The following is a 15,784-nucleotide window of genomic DNA, read 5'->3' on the forward strand; positions in this document are numbered from 1 at the left end:
GCGATCGGATCAGCCGTTATCAAGCGTAACGAATATCGCTCTCTCGCCGGCAGCGACCGGCTGCCTTTCCTCCAATACGATGCGGTACATACGGTCGCCCCAGTTTCTTCTCAGGCGGCTATCCATGTCATCGATCTTCTCGATTCGCGCGCGAAGATACTCGGCGTCGTAGCGGATGACCGCCTGCTTGCCAGGCGCATAAGTCAGCCGGATCTCGCCGCTGCCTTCGCCGTGAACCGCAGGCTCGCACGGCGTGATCAACGAATGGAACATCTCCGCCGGAGCGTCGTCCTTCATGGCGAATGCGTCTCTGACCGTCACTGTCGCAACGCCGTCCCGATCCAGCCGAACCGTGCGCTCCCAGCTTGCGATGCCCGCCTCTTCCGGATACGCTTCGGCGATGTCCATTCGCAGCTCGGAGCGGCCGTCTTGCAGCGAGTATTTCGCATTTCGCGCCTTATGCCGCCCGCCGCTCTGCTGCAGCACCCCTCGCACCGTCGGCAGGTTGTGGTACTGCGATTGCAAGTACCACAGCTCGTAGCGCTGCGCGCTGAACGTCTGCGCCTTATATTCCTCCGTACCAAGATCGATGAGCAGCGGATAGCCGTCGGCGAAGACGAGGAAGCTGCCGACGTCGTTATGATTGTGCGCCTCTCCGTTATTGCCGCCTTTGGCCGCGACGTACAAGCCTTGCTCGGTGCCTTCCATCTGCCTTGCGGTCATCACTTCGGTAACGTTGAACCAGGCATCGCGCATATAGGGAGCATTGGTTCTCTGGGCGAGCCGCTCTTTCTCGACGAACAAATCCCGCGTATAGCCATACAAGTTAAACCAAATGCGCGTGCTCGGATCGCCGCTTGGCGGCAGGCTGGCGCCGAGACGGACGAGCGAATCATCCCCCGCGCTGAGGCCGTAGCGATACAAGCCCCCGCCTCCCGGACTCGCCTTTGCATCGCAATCGGCGAAGGCGACATAATATTCACCATGAATATGAACTTTGGGCATATAAGCGCCAATATCCTTAACGATCTGCTCCCCGAAAATGTCGAAACGTCCTTGTGACGCCAGCCACAGCATCTCCAGACATTCATACAAACCGCCCGCCGCCGCGCTCCAATATGACGGTCCTTCGTCGCAGCAGCCGTCGGCCGGATAAGAGGCGATAAACGCGTCGAGGCTTCTAAGGACCTTGGCAATTCCCGCTCTTCTGACGTCCGGGTCCTCCTCGATAAGCAGGAATCCCGCCAGCACCGGGCCGTTGCACCAAGGATTCCAGTTGTTGACCCGCTCGCCCGGGGTGAAGCCTTGCCACCAGTAATCGTCATGCTCGAGGTAAGGCGTCAGCATTCGATCCTTCGTCTCCGAAACAATGCGCTGGTTGATTCGCGAGCTGATTGCGTCAAACTTGCTTCCTAGCAAATAGCGGGTCCATAGCAGCAGCCGCGCCGTTTCCACGGAGGACAGCTCGACTCCGTATTCCGTACGGCTAGGGAGGCTCTCTTGCTTATCGAATTCCTTCCAGTGGCTGCGATGGCCCGGGAACACCCAGGTCGTCTCCTCGCAGATGGCGAAGATCCCGTTCATGATTTGATCAAGATACTTGCTCTCGCCCTCCATGCATTCGGCGATCACGAGAATGCCGAGCACGCTTCTCCGTTCGAAATAGGCAAGACTGAGGCGCGACAGGTCGCCGCTTGTCCAATAGGCACGATAGTCCGACACTTTAAGAACCGGCCAACCATAATCAACATAATGGTCCGCAAGTCGAAGCCAATTCTCTCTCTTCTCACGCGAGATCGCCCCCCAGGCTGCGCGGTCTTCCTCCTTCGGAAACGGCGCGTAGGGGGCCTCGCCGAAGCCAAGCTCCTCAAGCCGTGCCGAGCCGTAACGTTCATATAACACCGTTCTTTCGCCTCCCCATCTCTGTTAGAAAACCGCCCTGATCTGATGAACAGGACGGCTTATCGGGCAATGTCTTATTCCTTGATGCTTCCGAGCGTCATGCCGCTCATGAAGTACCGCTGCAGGAACGGATATACGCACAGCACCGGTACCATGCCGAGGAAAATTTGAGCCGCGCGCACCGATCGGTCATTTAACTGCGACAACAATAGAAGCATGGAAGGATCGGATATGGTAGACATATCCATGCGGACGATAATCGTCTGCAAGTAGCTGGCGAGCGGATAGTGGACCGGATCGTCCATATAGATCAGTCCATTGAACCATTCGTTCCAGTGCGACACGATCGCGAACAGCGTTACCGTAGCAATCGAAGGCATCGAGAGCGGAATGATGATCCGCCAGAGCGTCTGCCAATGTCCGGCGCCGTCGATGAATGCGGACTCCGACAGCTCCTTCGGCAAGCCTCTGAAGAAATTGAGCATCAGAATGACGTTAAAGATAGGCAGCGCACCCGGCAGCACAAGCGCCCAGATGCTGTCGAGCAGGTGCAAATTACGCACGATCATATAGGACGGAATCAAACCACCGGAAAACAGCATGGTGAAGACGAAGAACCAGGCATATCCCGTTCGGAACTTCAGACTCGCTGCTTCCTTGGACAGCGGATAGGCCGTAAGCACCGTTAGCAGCATGTTAATGCTGACGCCTAACAACACGCGCTGTACGGAGACGCCCGTCGAGACCAGGAACTCATGCTTCTCCGCAACGAACTTGTAAGCCTTCCAAGAGAAGTCGACCGGCCATAGCGTAACTTTGCCCGCTTCAATTGCGGCCGCCGAGCTTAAGGAGACAGAGAAGAGGTTCAATAAAGGCAGAATGCTGATAAGAGACAAAACGGCAAGGAAGGTATAGTTGAAAACAACGAACAGCTTGCGACTCCATGAGTAGGGTTGAACCATGACAATCCTCCTTGCAGCTGGTCAGAAAATGCGGTAATTTGCGAAACGATAAGCTAAGAAATAGGACATCGCGATGAGGACGAGCGAGATCACTGACTTAAATAGTCCGACGGCGGTCGCCACTCCATATTGAGCGCTGGCCAGGCCAATCCGGTAGACGTAAGTATCGAGAATGTCGCCGGTCGAATAGACAGACGGGTTATAGAGATTGAAGACTTGGTCGAAGCCGGCATTCAGCACGTTCCCGAGCGCGAGCGTCGTAAGCAATATCGTAATCGGAATGATCGCGGGAATCGTAACGTAAAGCGTTTGTTTCCAGCGGTTCGCGCCGTCGAGGACGGCTGCTTCGTACAAAGACGGATTTACGGCAGTGATGGCGGCCAAATAGACAACCGTTCCGAAGCCGAATTCCTTCAATACGTCGGTCACCGCCAGCACGTAAGGAAACCACTTATCATCGCCAAGGAAGAACACTTTATCGAATCCGAGCCACCCCATGAATTGATTGACGATCCCGGAAGTTGGAGAGAGCACGTCAATCAAGATACCGGCCATAATGACCCAGGACATAAAGTGCGGCATATAGATAATCGTTTGGACGCTGCGCTTATAGAACTTCTTCCTGATCTCATTCAGCAGAAGCGCGGTGACTAGCGGCGCGAAGAGTCCACCGATAATTTTCATGAATGCGATAAATACCGTATTCCGAAGCACTCCCCTTGTCTCGGACAAGTTATAGATATATCGGAAATGATCCAATCCGACCCATTCGGAGTGAAAAATCCCTTTCACCGGGATAAAGTTCTGAAAGGCGATAACGATGCCGACCATCGGGCCGTAGCTGAATAGCAGCACGACGATAATACCCGGCACCAGCATAAGATGCAGCGGCAATTCCAATCTCCAGTTTCTGCGGCTCAATAGATTCCCCTCCTGCCCGGTTACAAAGAGGGGATAGCGGCTAGCGGCTAGCCCCTATCCCCTTGTTACGTTTTATTGAACCATGCCGCTGGCGTTGACTTCGTCGAGAATGCTCTGGCCGCCGGATGCAAGCCAATTCGCTGCCCACTCATCGAAGTAGTCGAGCGGCTTGGAGCCCATGATGATCGAAGTCATCATCTTGACTTCTTCGTCGCGAAGCGAAGGACCTTTCGCAATCATCGTCGGAGTCGGGTTGCCCACATACGCCGATGTGAACACTTGCTTATTGTCTACGTATTGGCCGAGGAGGCTGAATACGCCGCCTTCCGCCCACAATTTGTTCGCGGCCCACATGGTTGCGTCGCCGGCCTCGAATTTAGCTACTTGATCGTAGTAATTCTTCTGTTCGTCATTCAGCGCCGACGTATCGCCGGATTTCTTCGCTGCCTGAACCGCGGCAGCCGCCCTCGGGTTGTTGCCCGGCAAGCCTCCGTTGATCGGCGCAAGTCCAAATTCGCCGTAGTCTTTGCCATCCACGGTAACCGTATGGTAATTCTTATCGAAGTGTCCGTAAATTTTCTCAATATACGTATTGAGCAGCAAGAACGGAGCTTCAGGATGTTTGGACTTCTTGCTTACGACAAAGTAGTGCGAAGGCAATCCGCCCATGCTTTGCGAGAGCGCCGGCTGATCGTCGGACGACACGAGCGGATAGATGCCCCAATCCGCGCCCGGAACGTCCTTGTACATATTGTTGATCGGCCATGTCGGCACCCAGAATGCGCCGAACGTCATTCCGACTTTGCCGGACGTAACGAGTTCTGCGGACTTATTGCCGTCGATAACGCTGAATTCCGGATAGATCGCGCCTTGCTTGAACAAGTCGGCCAGCTTGCCGAGAGCGGTCTTCACTTCAGGTTGAACGTCGGCCCATTGCGCCTTGCCGTCCGCGCCTTTGATGAAGTTCAGACTCGTGCCCGTGCCCTTGGTCGGATTGAACGGATACGCGTGGTAGCCGTTGAAGAAGCCGTCAAGACCGGACCAGCCGTTGAACAAGTTGTTGTCGAGGCTTAATCCGTACGTATCGTTCTTGCCGTTCTTGTCCGGGTCGTTCTTCGTGAATGCCATGGCGATGTTGATAACATCGTCCATCGTCTTCGGCGGCTGAAGCCCCAGATTATTAAGCCAGTCTTTGCGAATATAGATGAGCTGAGTATCGGCGGCTTCTCCGCCGTCTGCCGGAATCCCCATGATTTTGCCGTCTACCGTCGCCGCTTTGAGACGCAGGCTGTTTGTTCCTTCGAACGAACTCTTCGTCAGATCGGAAGCGTACTTCGCGTACACATCGGTCAGATCCGCGATCGTTCCGGCTTGCACGAGGATCTGGAACTGCTGAGCGTCGACATTCATGAAGTCAGGCATATCGCCCGAAGCCATCGTTACGGCGATCTTGTTCTGATATTGCTCCGCATTTACTTTCCAGGTATTCTTCACCTTAATGCCGAGATCGCTTTCGAACGTTTTGGTCCAAATGTTCTCGTCGTACGTTTCGCCAGGCGCAAGTTCAGCGGCCTGATTGAGGGAGCGTACCGTCGTTACTTCGATCGGAGGATCGTATTTGCCCTCCGGGCCGCTCGGAACCGAATTTCCAGGCGTTGCTGCCGGGCTTTCTCCCGTGCTCGTCGATGCGCTTGGCGAGTTGCCGGCGTTGGAGACCGCGTTGCTGTTATCGCTGTTCGTGCAAGCTGTTACAGTTGTCATAAGAAGCAGTAATGAGAGCATTGCCGAGCCCTTCAATTTCGCTTTCACTTTCGCTTTCTTCAACACCATCTGTATGCCCCCCTGTTTCCTGGGTTAAATGTGGTACGCTTTCAGTATGAGGCAGATCCGACACGGCGAATATAATAAACCGTTTACATTCCTTATCCTTTCATATCTACTTGAGCGAATCGCGGTATTCCTGAGGCGTCAGCGAGGTCGTTTTTTTGAAAAACCGGGTGAAATAGGACGCCGAGTCGTACCCGATCCGCATGCCGATCTCATGAATTTTAAGGTTGCTCTCGCCGAGCATCCGCTTCGCTATTTCGATTCTCCTCCCCGTGATATAGTCGCTGATGGTATGGCCCGTCTTCTGCTTATACAATCTGGAGAGGTAAAAAGGCGTCAAATAGACGTGCTCGGCCAGGCGGTTCAGCGACAGATCCCCATCGATTTGCTCCTCCACATATTGATGAAGCTGCTCGACGACTTCGCTCGTCTCCTGCTCATTGCCGCCTTCCATGCGTTCGAACAGCAATTCCGCCAGCTCGCGGAAAAAGCCGGAAGCCTCCCTCCACGAACGATGCTCGCGGATAGAGAACAGCTTGCCCGGGATGGCGTGACCTCGAGCGTCCCCGAGCGCTTCGAACCGATTCAGATGCGGGATGAAGATCGCGGACAGCTCGTAGAACACCTCGAGCGGCAAGCCCGCCGCAAGCGTCGCCGGCTCGCCGACGGCTTCCGTAATCTCGTCGAACAGCTGCTCGAATTTCGCCCGTTCCTTCTGCACCAAGTATTGGTCAAGCATCCGGATGCGCTTGACCTTGCTTCGCGCCTTCTCGTCTCCGCTTTCCTTCGCCCGGTCGTCCGAGAGCAGCATCTGGCTGCCGAGTCCAAGTCCGCGTCCGAACAGCTGCGACAGCCTTTCGTATTTGGACGAGAGCATGTCCCACTCGAACGGTTCGCTGGAAACGACGAAGGAGCACGCGAGCTTCAAATAGCGGCTGCAAGCGTCTTGCACCGATTCGAGCATCCCAAGCAAGTAAGCGTGCAGACTGGCCTCCGGATCGACTTCCTCGCCCATGAGCAGCGGCGGATTGCCAACGATCGCCTGGCGATACCCCGACTCCGCCTTCGGCTGCAGCAGCCAGATCAGCCGCTCGTGATTGCCTCTGAAGTACGTCAGGTGGAATTCCAGCGCTACGAATTCTTCGAAGATGTTGTTGATCGAGTAAGCGAACAACATCTTATCGCCTCCCGTCCTATCCTCGCGCCAGCGGTCGATCCGGGCGACGGCCATGACGACCGGCAAGTCGGGATCGAGCGGCACTTCAAACTGCGCGAACCGCTCTCTCCGCGCGGCGGACGACGAAGCTTCCCCTTCCAGCAGCCCGGTCAAATACTCCTTGCGCAGTGCCGGCAGCGCCAGCTTAAGGGACGAGCGAGCGCTTTCGATCAGGCCCTCGTAGGTCACTTCCTCGGCAATGACGCGAGTCGCCTTCTTGACAGAGGCTACGATCGAATCGTCTCCTTCCGTCTTCAGCACGTAATCGATCGCTCCTCCCCGAATAGACGATTGGATATAGCCGAACTCGTTATAGCCGGTCAGGAAAATCGACTTGCAGCGCGGCCACAGGCGCAGCACCTCCTTCTGCAGCTCGATGCCGTTCATCTCCGGCATTTCGATATCCGTCAGCAGAATGTCGATGCGCAGCTTCCGCGCGACCGCCAGCGCTTCCAGTCCGTCAAACGCTTGATAGACCTCCAATGGATAGTCGGACTGCGAGAATAGCTCGCTTAAGCCTTCGACGATAATCGGCTCATCATCTACGATCAACAACCGGTACATGGCTATTCAATCTCCTTTCGCGTCTAAAGTATCTGATGGTTCCTCGGGTTTAACCGAGAACTGGGGCATCGGCAGCCTCAGCGTCGCTTTCATGCCGCCCAATTCACTGCGGGCGACGGACACGCCATACTCGGCGCCGAACCGGATCTGCAGCCGGCGGTGAACGTTCAGCATGCCGGTATATTCCATACCCGCGCGCTGTTTCTCTAAATTCGCTTCGAGCTGCTGAAGGTCGGCGTTCGTTAGCCGCTCGCCGTTATCCTCGACCGAAATGAGCAATTGTCCATCCCGCTCGGACATCTTCACGGCGATTCTGCCATCCCTGCGCTTCGTCTCGAGCCCGTACTGGTACGCGTTCTCGATGAACGGCTGCAGGATAAGCCTCGGTACCCGCATATCCCCGCAGCCTTCGGGCAGTTCGCTGAAATCGACGGTAATGCGGCTCTTGGCGAAGCGGATGCTCTGAATTTCCACATATGAACGGGAGTGCTTGATCTCCGCTTCGAGCGGCACATCATCGGAGCCGTTGCGGGTTATGTATTGGAAATACTCCCCAAGATGCTGGCTGAACCGGATTACGCTGTCATTATCGTGCATCTTCGCCAAGCGGTATAGGATAAAGTAGGTATTATACAAAAAGTGCGGATTGATCTGCGACTGCAGCTGCTTCAGCTCCGACGTCTGGGCGCGCAGCTTCTGCTCGTACACTTCCTGGATCAGCACCTTCAAATTGTTCGTCATCATGTTGAATCGTTGGAACAGGTATTGGAACTCATCGCGAGACTTGGGCAGCGGAATCGGCTCCATCATTCCCGCCTCTACCTTGCGGAATCCGGTAATCATCCGATGCAGCGGCTTCCGGATGAGCTGATACAGCCAGTAAGAGTATGCGATGATAAAAACGAGCGAGACAAACGACAGCAGCCATAGCAGTATCCGGTATTTGTAGATCGGACCGAGCAATTCGACCGATGGCACGTAGGCGACCAAGTAGTAGCCGAACGTCGGCGAGCGCTTATAGGCGACCAGATAGGAGCTGTTTCCCGCTGAAATTTGCTTATAGCCTTCGTCTGCGCTGTCCTCGGGACGGTTTTTCAAATAGTCCGAAAGCTCTTTCGCAAGTACTTCGTCCGTTTGATTGCCGAGGCTCCAGCCGTTCTTCGGATTGACCAGCATCGCTCCCGCGTTCTGGTAGTCGGAGAAGTTCTGCAGCGACTGCTTCATTGCATCCTGGTTGATCTCGATCGAAAGCGCGAACGTTTCCTTCATGTTCGGCAGATCGGAGCCGGGATAGGCGACCGCCATGAACAGCCGGTCTTTCCAGTAATAATTGCCGACGCCCCGGAGTTTGGCTACGGAGGCAACAGCCTCATAATCGGGATTAATCGTGTCGCTGATCGTTTCGTTGCTCGATATCGTCCGCTTCAGCGTCAGAATATGAGCGCTTACGTTTTTGATGTAGAGGCTCGAGTACTTGATCTGCTGCAGCTTGTCCTGAATGCGCTGCACCGTCTCCGTCCATGCTCCGATCGACATCGTATTGCTAATAAATGCGGCGTGTTGGATGTCTTTGTCGATAGCATATTGCTGCAGCAGCCCGCTCATCTGCTCATTTCCTGCCTCAAGCGAGCTCAGGTAGAAATCGACCCGCGACTGGAGCGATTTGGACAGTTCCTCGCGGACGCTCTTCTCGCCCAGCTGATTCATCCAAAGACCGATTCCGTAGATCGGAGCGACCACAAGCAGGAAGGCTATGATCAGCTTCGGAAATATCGTCATTCTCCGCTGTGCTTTACGAAAAATCTTCATTTCGAGCCGCCCCTTGCGCATAAAATTCAACATATGATCTCAGTAACAAGCGTGAAGGCTTCCTCTGCTAGAGCATCGATTAATCGAGCTTGCCGCTCGCCTCAACCTTGCCGCCTTCGTCCGATTCGCCGCTTTCGCTACGCGGAACGTTCTGCGTAAATACGCGCGCTCTTTCTTCGTGACGGACGCCTCGTCCTTATCCAGCCCTATCCATTTGGCATGCCATTCGCGATTCTCTTCCATCCCCTGTCGCCCCTCTCAACAGTCCAGCATTTGTGATTGCATACAAATCGTACCACCCTATTATAAAGCGCTTTCAAAAAGATTACGACCCAAATCGCTTCGAATCCAAGTGTGCGAAGTTCCAATAAATCAATGATAGGATTTTGTTGATAGACATGACGAAGGAGCTGCCCGCCTGGGCAGCCCCTTCCGTTTTTATTATCGTACGAGCATAAATCCGATAATCTCGTTAAGTTCATTACCGCTTATGCTTACGTTCACGTTTCCGCTATGATCGGAAGCCGACACCTTACTCGTTTCGCGCTCTTCTTGATGACGAAATTCAATAACGGCCTCGAAGACTCCCTCAATGGTAAGAGCACCGGACGCGAACGGGATACAGGCCAGCTTGGAGCATTGCCGGATATCTTCGTTATCTTGAGAAATAAGCGCCCACTCCCCCGTGAAACGAATACCGGACACTTGCGGAAAAGCCATCTCATCACCTGACGCATGCCGTAATGCGAGAGCCGTTATCCTGTCGCCGTCCTGATGGGCTTCCACCCGTCCCCATGACCTAATGACCGGCTCGCGGCTCACATCTCCGAAATCGGCGTCCAGCCATAACGGAGACCAGCCGCTTCCGGGCCTGCGCCACCTGCCCAGCGCAAGCCAGCGGAGCCGCTGTGAGTCGGTCATCGCCTTACCGGTACGGTCGGTTGCACCAAGCGTCAAGCCATTGGTGCCGACAACGGCGGTGTTGAGTAAAATCTGCTCCAACGTTTCCCAATAATAGCCTGTCGACGTGTTGACCAACATGCCGCGGCGCGCCGCGAGCGCGGACCACATGCAGCGCTGATTGTGCCCAAGAGCCTCATACTCCGCACTGTCTCCAGCGTCGCCTAGATCATCGATATTGATCACGTCGAAGTGGTCGTGCAGCAGCGGATGCAGCCCATAATAGATGATCGCGATATCCGGCTTTGCCTTCTTCGCCGCGTCCGTAATGATCTTGAGCAGTTCCGAGCAAAGCCGTTCTCCCCGCAGTTCCGGACAACGGGGCACGCTTACGTCCGGTCCGGGCAAGCCATAGCCGAAATCCAGCTTCAGCGCTGCAGGATTCAGCCGGTTGATGACGGTCCTGGTGCGTTCGGTTAGAAACGATCTGGTCCGCTCCGAGCTGGGATCTAGGCAGTAATGATAGGACTTGCCGTATATCGGATCGCCCGACCAGCGCCAGAGCCTCGGCTTCCCGTCCACTCCGCACAACAAATCCTTATCGGTCAGGCCAAACGCCTCAGGCTGGTCAATCCAGCCGATTGACTGCCATACCGCAATTTCGAAGCCTTCCGCCCGCATATGCGCAACGTCCCTGTCAAACTCCGGAAACCGTTTATAGTCCGGAATTCCGCTGCTGTCGCAAGTCTCCCAATATTCGTCGAGCACGATCATATCGGCAGGGGCCAATCGCGAAACCCGTTCCATAATGGCCCTTAGATCAAACTGCCCTTCCTTGAAATCGCCCCATGTACATACAAACGATTTCGCTTGAATGGGCGATTTTGGACCGCTTACCGGAAAGGTTTGATACAGCCGGTCGTAGACATCGTATCCATTCATCCCCCAGGCAAGTCTGAGCGGTTCGCTCCATCTTCGATTCAGCAGGTCAGGCGCTTCCCACAAATCCTCCCTGTATAAATACTGCATACAAGAGGTGGCGGATTTTAACTGCAACGATATCGCCGCATCCGGAATCGCTCCGGGTCCAAACGACAGCCATCCATCACCGCCACCCATCGCCGCCGCATAAAGCGGCCTCGGATAAGCAGCCGCATAAGACGTTCCCATCGCATCGCCAAAGCTGCCGAGAGGCAGCAGCGAATCGCCCATATCAAAAAAACGCCAAAAGCTGCGCGTCGGATTCGTGCCTGCGCACGGCAGACAGTACCCTTCCGCCTTCCAGTTCGGCCAGAAGGGCTTGGCAAGCGATGGTGCGGCCCGGCGCTCCTTGTCCGTCATTTCCTTCGTTCCAAAATAGAGCGCTATAATAGAGGTCGGCTGATGCCACACGACTTCCAGACTGGAAAATCGGATTCCCCACGCTTCGGTGTCCACCTGAAGGGAGCCTCTTCCTATCTCACCGAATTCAAGCGCGATCTCATAGCGAGAATCCGAAAGCGTTGACACATTCGAGATAACCGCATCCGTATAATAAGTCTGTCCGTATTCATCCGAGAGCTCAAACGAAGGCAGCAGACTTCCTTGCCACACGATGCGGCCATCCCGTTCAAGTACGGCCTGGTCCTTATCCGTATTCCAACAAAAAAACATTTGTTGCGCAGCGATCTTAAAGTCCGGCAATGGAATCACCTTATCCTCCCTGTTCATCTCACGCATATGTATATTGCTCTATCTTGACGGACGCGTGCGCGGGTGGAATCGCGATCGTCCTTCCTTCTATATTGAATGGTGGCCCAGACCATGGATATGGTCATTTAATGATTTATCTTGCATTTTCATATCCGATTTTCCGGTAAAATCTTGAGAGCGCGGATCATGTATGGAGGGATAATCCGGTCCACCATCAAGAAAGGCACCCAAAATGGATGCCTTTCTTGATGAGGTGCGGTTCGGGACGAGTATAATTGGCCGAAGCAAGCCTATTCATTCATGCCTGACACAAGGCAGCGTCCAATTTGCTGAAGCCAGCCCTGGAGTCGAAGCCTCAATTGTAATCGCTCCTGGCTCCCTTCCCGCCCGCACGACGGCGGCGGCGATTCCGCGGTAGGCGCGGCAGCCTGCGGAACGGTAGCTCTCGCTGCTCGTCACGTCCGCCGAGTAAACGCCTAGCAGGCTTCCGCTGCCTTCTACCGTGACGGAAATCAAATGCGCAGCGTCAGGCACAAGTTGGCCACCCTTGTCGACAACAACGATTCGCAGCTCCGCGAAGTCCCGTCCGTCCGCGGACAACCGTTCGCTGTCGCAGCTCAGTTCCAGCCGCGCCGCTGACCCTGCAGTAACCAGCGTGTCCTGGCATACTTGATGCCCTCCGTTCAGGCCGACGGCAGTGAGCATTCCGGGAACATAGTCGACGTCCAGCTCGATCGCGCGGTAGCTCTCCGTATCCTTCGCCAATACTCCGAGCGAACGCCCGTTCAGGAACAGCTCCGCCACATCGCAATTGGTGAAGACGTATACCGTCTTGCGCTCGCCTTCGTTCCAATTCCAGTGAAGCTGCGAATTCATGTAGGCGTACGTTTCGCCGGCAGCGGGAACGGGTTGCTTGACGGCGAGGCGAACGAACGGCTCATCGTCCCAGATGCTTCGGCGGTAGTAGTACTCTCCTCGCGGTGTGCCGACCGAATCGACGAGCCCGAACCCCCAACCGCGGCGCCCTCCCGCAAGCGCGGAGATATCGAACGTATTGCCCAGCGCGGAGTCCTCGCCGAGCACGTCGGCGCCTTCTCCCAAATAATCGATGCCGACCCACAAGAATTGGCCGATGACGTAGCGATTCTGCATAATGCGCTTCCAATGCTCCGGCTCGAACTCCGTCTCGGAGCCGAGCAGAGCCCGCTCCGGGCGCTCGGCGTGTAAATGTTCGTAGTACGCGTCGCCTTCCCGGCTGGCAACATAGTTATACCCCGGCACGTCCACCAGATCCATGATGCCTTCCCGCAAGCGCAGCAAGTGATTGCCTTCCGCGCATACGGTCACGGGCCGGGTGTCGTCCTCCTCCTTGCAGATTTCAACCATCCTCCGCAAGATTGGGATTCCTTCGTCGAAATAGAGATCCGGAATTTCGTTGCCCACGCTCCACATGATGACGCTCGGATGGTTGCGATCCCGCCGCAGCATCGCCCGAAGGTCGGTCTCGTACCATTGGTCGAAGTAAAGATAATATCCGTAGGCGTTCTTGCCGTACGGCGAGTCCGAATAACCGCGGTCCCAGCCTAATCGCCATTCATCGAATGCTTCGTCCATGACCATTATTCCGAGGTAATCGCACGCATGATAAAATTCCGTCGGGAAAGGGTGATGCGACGTGCGGACCGCATTGCAACCGGCTTCCTTCAACATGGCCAGCCTGTTCGCCCATGTATGCGTCTGAACCGCACCGCCGAAAATCGCCGCGTCCTGGTGCAGGCAGACGCCTTTGATTTTCGTCTCGACGCCGTTCAGCTCGAAGCCGTTCCCGGCAGTAAACGATAACGTGCGAATGCCAAGCGGGGTCAGCGCATCGTCAGTTGGCTCGTTCTCGACGAACAGAACCGAACGAACCCGGTACAGATTCGGCTGATCCGGACTCCAAAGAGCGGGGTTGGTCACGCGCAGCCGCTGCTCGAACCGATGTTTGCCGAACTGCGGCACGATCGTCTCCGACTCGGCTACGGCCACCTCGCGGTCTTCCGGATCGAGGATCGTCGTTCTTAATCGACAGTTCTTGCTAATCTCGTTATTGTCCGCCATTCCGTTCCCTTGCCAGACAAAAGCGTTCCACTTCGTCTCGGGATAACGCCCCACGGAGACGTTCGTTGTGACCGATATCGCGGCGCTCTCGGAGTCGATGGACTCCGTTTTGGCAACCACGCCCCATACGTCAATGTGCAGGGGGGCTGTGACGATCAACTGCACGCGGCGAAACAGCCCGTTTCCTTGATAGGATCGGCCAAATGGCTGCAGAGAAGCGTCCACCTTGACCGCAAGGACGTTCTCCTCCCCGGCGGGACGATGATGAGGCGTAAGATCATACCAGAATGGCGTAAATGCGTAGGGATGCGTCCCCAGGCAGCGACCGTTCACCCACACCTCGGCGTTCATCGCGGCACCGTCAAACATCAGGTAACGTTTGCCGTCGACATGCCGCTGCGGAGAAGCGAACGACGTTCGGTACCATAAGACGCCCGAGCGAACGTACCCGTTCGCCGGATAGGCGGCATCGAAATCCGACTCCGCCGAAGCGTCGTGCGGAAGCTGTACGATCCGCCATGCCGAGTCGTCATAGAAGGCTGCTTCCGCGCCCGGAGCGTCCCCCGCATGGCAGCGCCAATTGTCCATTAAAGATGTAATGCTGCGGTAACCGGTGCCGTCAAGCATCCGCTCCACGTACGAGATGGTAGATTCTAATCTTCTATAGGTCATGTTGCAAGACTCCTTCGCAAGGTCTCTCTGGTAATCCGCTTCTATTTCTCCACAATGGCCCGGAAACGATCTGCTCCATCCGCCAGCCAAATGTCTCCCGTCTGCCTGCCCGCTCCCATATCGCGTATAAGATTGTCCTTCAGCTCATTGTCAACGGACCCGGCGTTCACGAAAAATCCGAATCCGTCGTTATCCTCGATCACGTTGCGGAGCCACTTGTTGCGGTTCGCCCCATTGGACGTTTTCTCCGGGCGGTAATAAACGCCGCCATTCCCGTTGCAGCGTATGACATTGTCGGCGAACCGATTGTCAGAGTCTTTATGTCCGATCGAGATGCCGGACACGGCGTTATGCTCCAGCACGTTGCGCTCGAACTCGCCGAACTGGACGCGCCAGCAGATGAACAGCCCCGCCGTGCCGTTGCCGCTGCACGTATTGTCCTTGACGCGAGAGGATTGAGAGCCGGCGCCGGGATGCAGCCCCGATCCGCTGCAGCCTCGAACGTCGCAGTGAAGCACCGAGATATTTTCGGTAATCTGCCAGCTAATGCCATCTCCGTTGAAGTCGCGCACGAAGACGCGCTCAATCATGCAATCGCGCGCCTTCCTCAGATAGATCCCGCCCGCTCGGCAGCCGCCGATCGGCTCGTTGGCTGCCTTGTTACCGTCGATTGCAAGGTCGCGCACGCGAACCTGCTCAACGTCCACCGCCTCGATAATTGAGCAGGCATTCGTTGCCATGCCGCCGTCGTCCGACCGGTAATCGCGCTCCAGGTACCGGTCGAAGCGCAGCACATGGCCGTCCACCGCCGTGACGACAGCCGTGCTTTCATCCCAACCCCATTTTTGCGAATCGTCGAAAATCTGCAGGCCCATCCCCACGTGGAAGCCGCTCGGGTCCGCCACCTCTACGCGCAGCTCGCCGTAGTCCGCGTCGACGATGAAAAAGCTCTTGAAGCCGTCCGTCTTGCGCAGTACCGTCTCCGGTCCGGCGCCGGCCAGCGTAACCCGGTCCGTCAACCGAATCGGTCCGTACACGTCATACACTCCCGGTTCCAGCCGCACGATGCCCCCGCCATGCCTGGTCGCTTCATCTACCGCCGATTGAACGGCCATGGAGGTGAAGCCCGGATAGTCGCTTTGCGGGCCTCCCGCAGTCACTTCGATCGTACGATTGCGCAGCATCGGATCTCTCATCCCCTACACCCTCTCGTTATGAA

At 55.8% G+C, this 15,784-nt stretch carries 10 protein-coding genes; all 10 read right to left on the reverse strand.

Annotated features, from left to right (window positions below; genetic code table 11):
* Nucleotides 1–9 precede the first annotated feature (9 nt).
* The 10 genes from M3194_RS31470 to M3194_RS17560 all read right to left on the reverse strand — a co-directional run bounded on the left by M3194_RS31470 (nucleotide 10) and on the right by M3194_RS17560 (nucleotide 15,761).
* Complete coding sequence (locus M3194_RS31470; RefSeq protein WP_251655377.1) at nucleotides 10–1,902, reverse strand: heparinase II/III domain-containing protein; 1,893 nt, start codon at nucleotides 1,900–1,902, stop codon at nucleotides 10–12.
* A 74-nt stretch (nucleotides 1,903–1,976) separates the two neighbouring features.
* On the reverse strand, nucleotides 1,977–2,864 hold the full coding sequence (locus M3194_RS17520; protein ID WP_251655378.1) for a carbohydrate ABC transporter permease: 888 nt from the start codon (nucleotides 2,862–2,864) through the stop codon (nucleotides 1,977–1,979).
* 21 nt (nucleotides 2,865–2,885) lie between these two features.
* Nucleotides 2,886–3,785: an ABC transporter permease gene (locus M3194_RS17525; RefSeq protein WP_251655379.1), complete on the reverse strand. Its 900-nt coding sequence runs from the start codon at nucleotides 3,783–3,785 to the stop codon at nucleotides 2,886–2,888.
* A gap of 72 nt (nucleotides 3,786–3,857) precedes the next feature.
* The gene (locus M3194_RS17530; protein ID WP_251655380.1) at nucleotides 3,858–5,615 is read right to left on the reverse strand and encodes a type 2 periplasmic-binding domain-containing protein; all 1,758 of its coding nucleotides are present in this window, start codon (nucleotides 5,613–5,615) and stop codon (nucleotides 3,858–3,860) included.
* A 106-nt stretch (nucleotides 5,616–5,721) separates the two neighbouring features.
* Nucleotides 5,722–7,392, reverse strand: a complete 1,671-nt coding sequence (locus tag M3194_RS17535; protein ID WP_251655381.1) for a response regulator — start codon at nucleotides 7,390–7,392, stop codon at nucleotides 5,722–5,724.
* Nucleotides 7,393–7,398: 6 nt separating this feature from the next.
* Nucleotides 7,399–9,201 (reverse strand): sensor histidine kinase, encoded by a 1,803-nt coding sequence (locus tag M3194_RS17540; protein WP_251655382.1) that lies wholly within the window; start codon nucleotides 9,199–9,201, stop codon nucleotides 7,399–7,401.
* Between the two features lie 39 nt (nucleotides 9,202–9,240).
* Nucleotides 9,241–9,444, reverse strand: a complete 204-nt coding sequence (locus tag M3194_RS17545) for a hypothetical protein (protein ID WP_251655383.1) — start codon at nucleotides 9,442–9,444, stop codon at nucleotides 9,241–9,243.
* A gap of 198 nt (nucleotides 9,445–9,642) precedes the next feature.
* Nucleotides 9,643–11,793: an alpha-galactosidase gene (locus M3194_RS17550; protein ID WP_251655384.1), complete on the reverse strand. Its 2,151-nt coding sequence runs from the start codon at nucleotides 11,791–11,793 to the stop codon at nucleotides 9,643–9,645.
* Between the two features lie 294 nt (nucleotides 11,794–12,087).
* A complete protein-coding gene (locus tag M3194_RS17555; protein ID WP_251655385.1) occupies nucleotides 12,088–14,565 on the reverse strand; it encodes a glycoside hydrolase family 2 TIM barrel-domain containing protein in 2,478 nt (825 codons plus the stop codon).
* A gap of 41 nt (nucleotides 14,566–14,606) precedes the next feature.
* Nucleotides 14,607–15,761 carry a right-handed parallel beta-helix repeat-containing protein gene (locus M3194_RS17560; RefSeq protein WP_251655386.1) on the reverse strand — a complete coding sequence of 385 codons (1,155 nt, stop codon included), beginning with the start codon at nucleotides 15,759–15,761 and terminating at the stop codon, nucleotides 14,607–14,609.
* Between the last annotated feature and the right edge of the window lie 23 nt (nucleotides 15,762–15,784).

This window comes from Paenibacillus glycanilyticus (genome assembly GCF_023715145.1).
In the GTDB taxonomy this organism is placed as follows: Bacteria; Bacillota; Bacilli; order Paenibacillales; family Paenibacillaceae; genus Pristimantibacillus; species Pristimantibacillus glycanilyticus_A.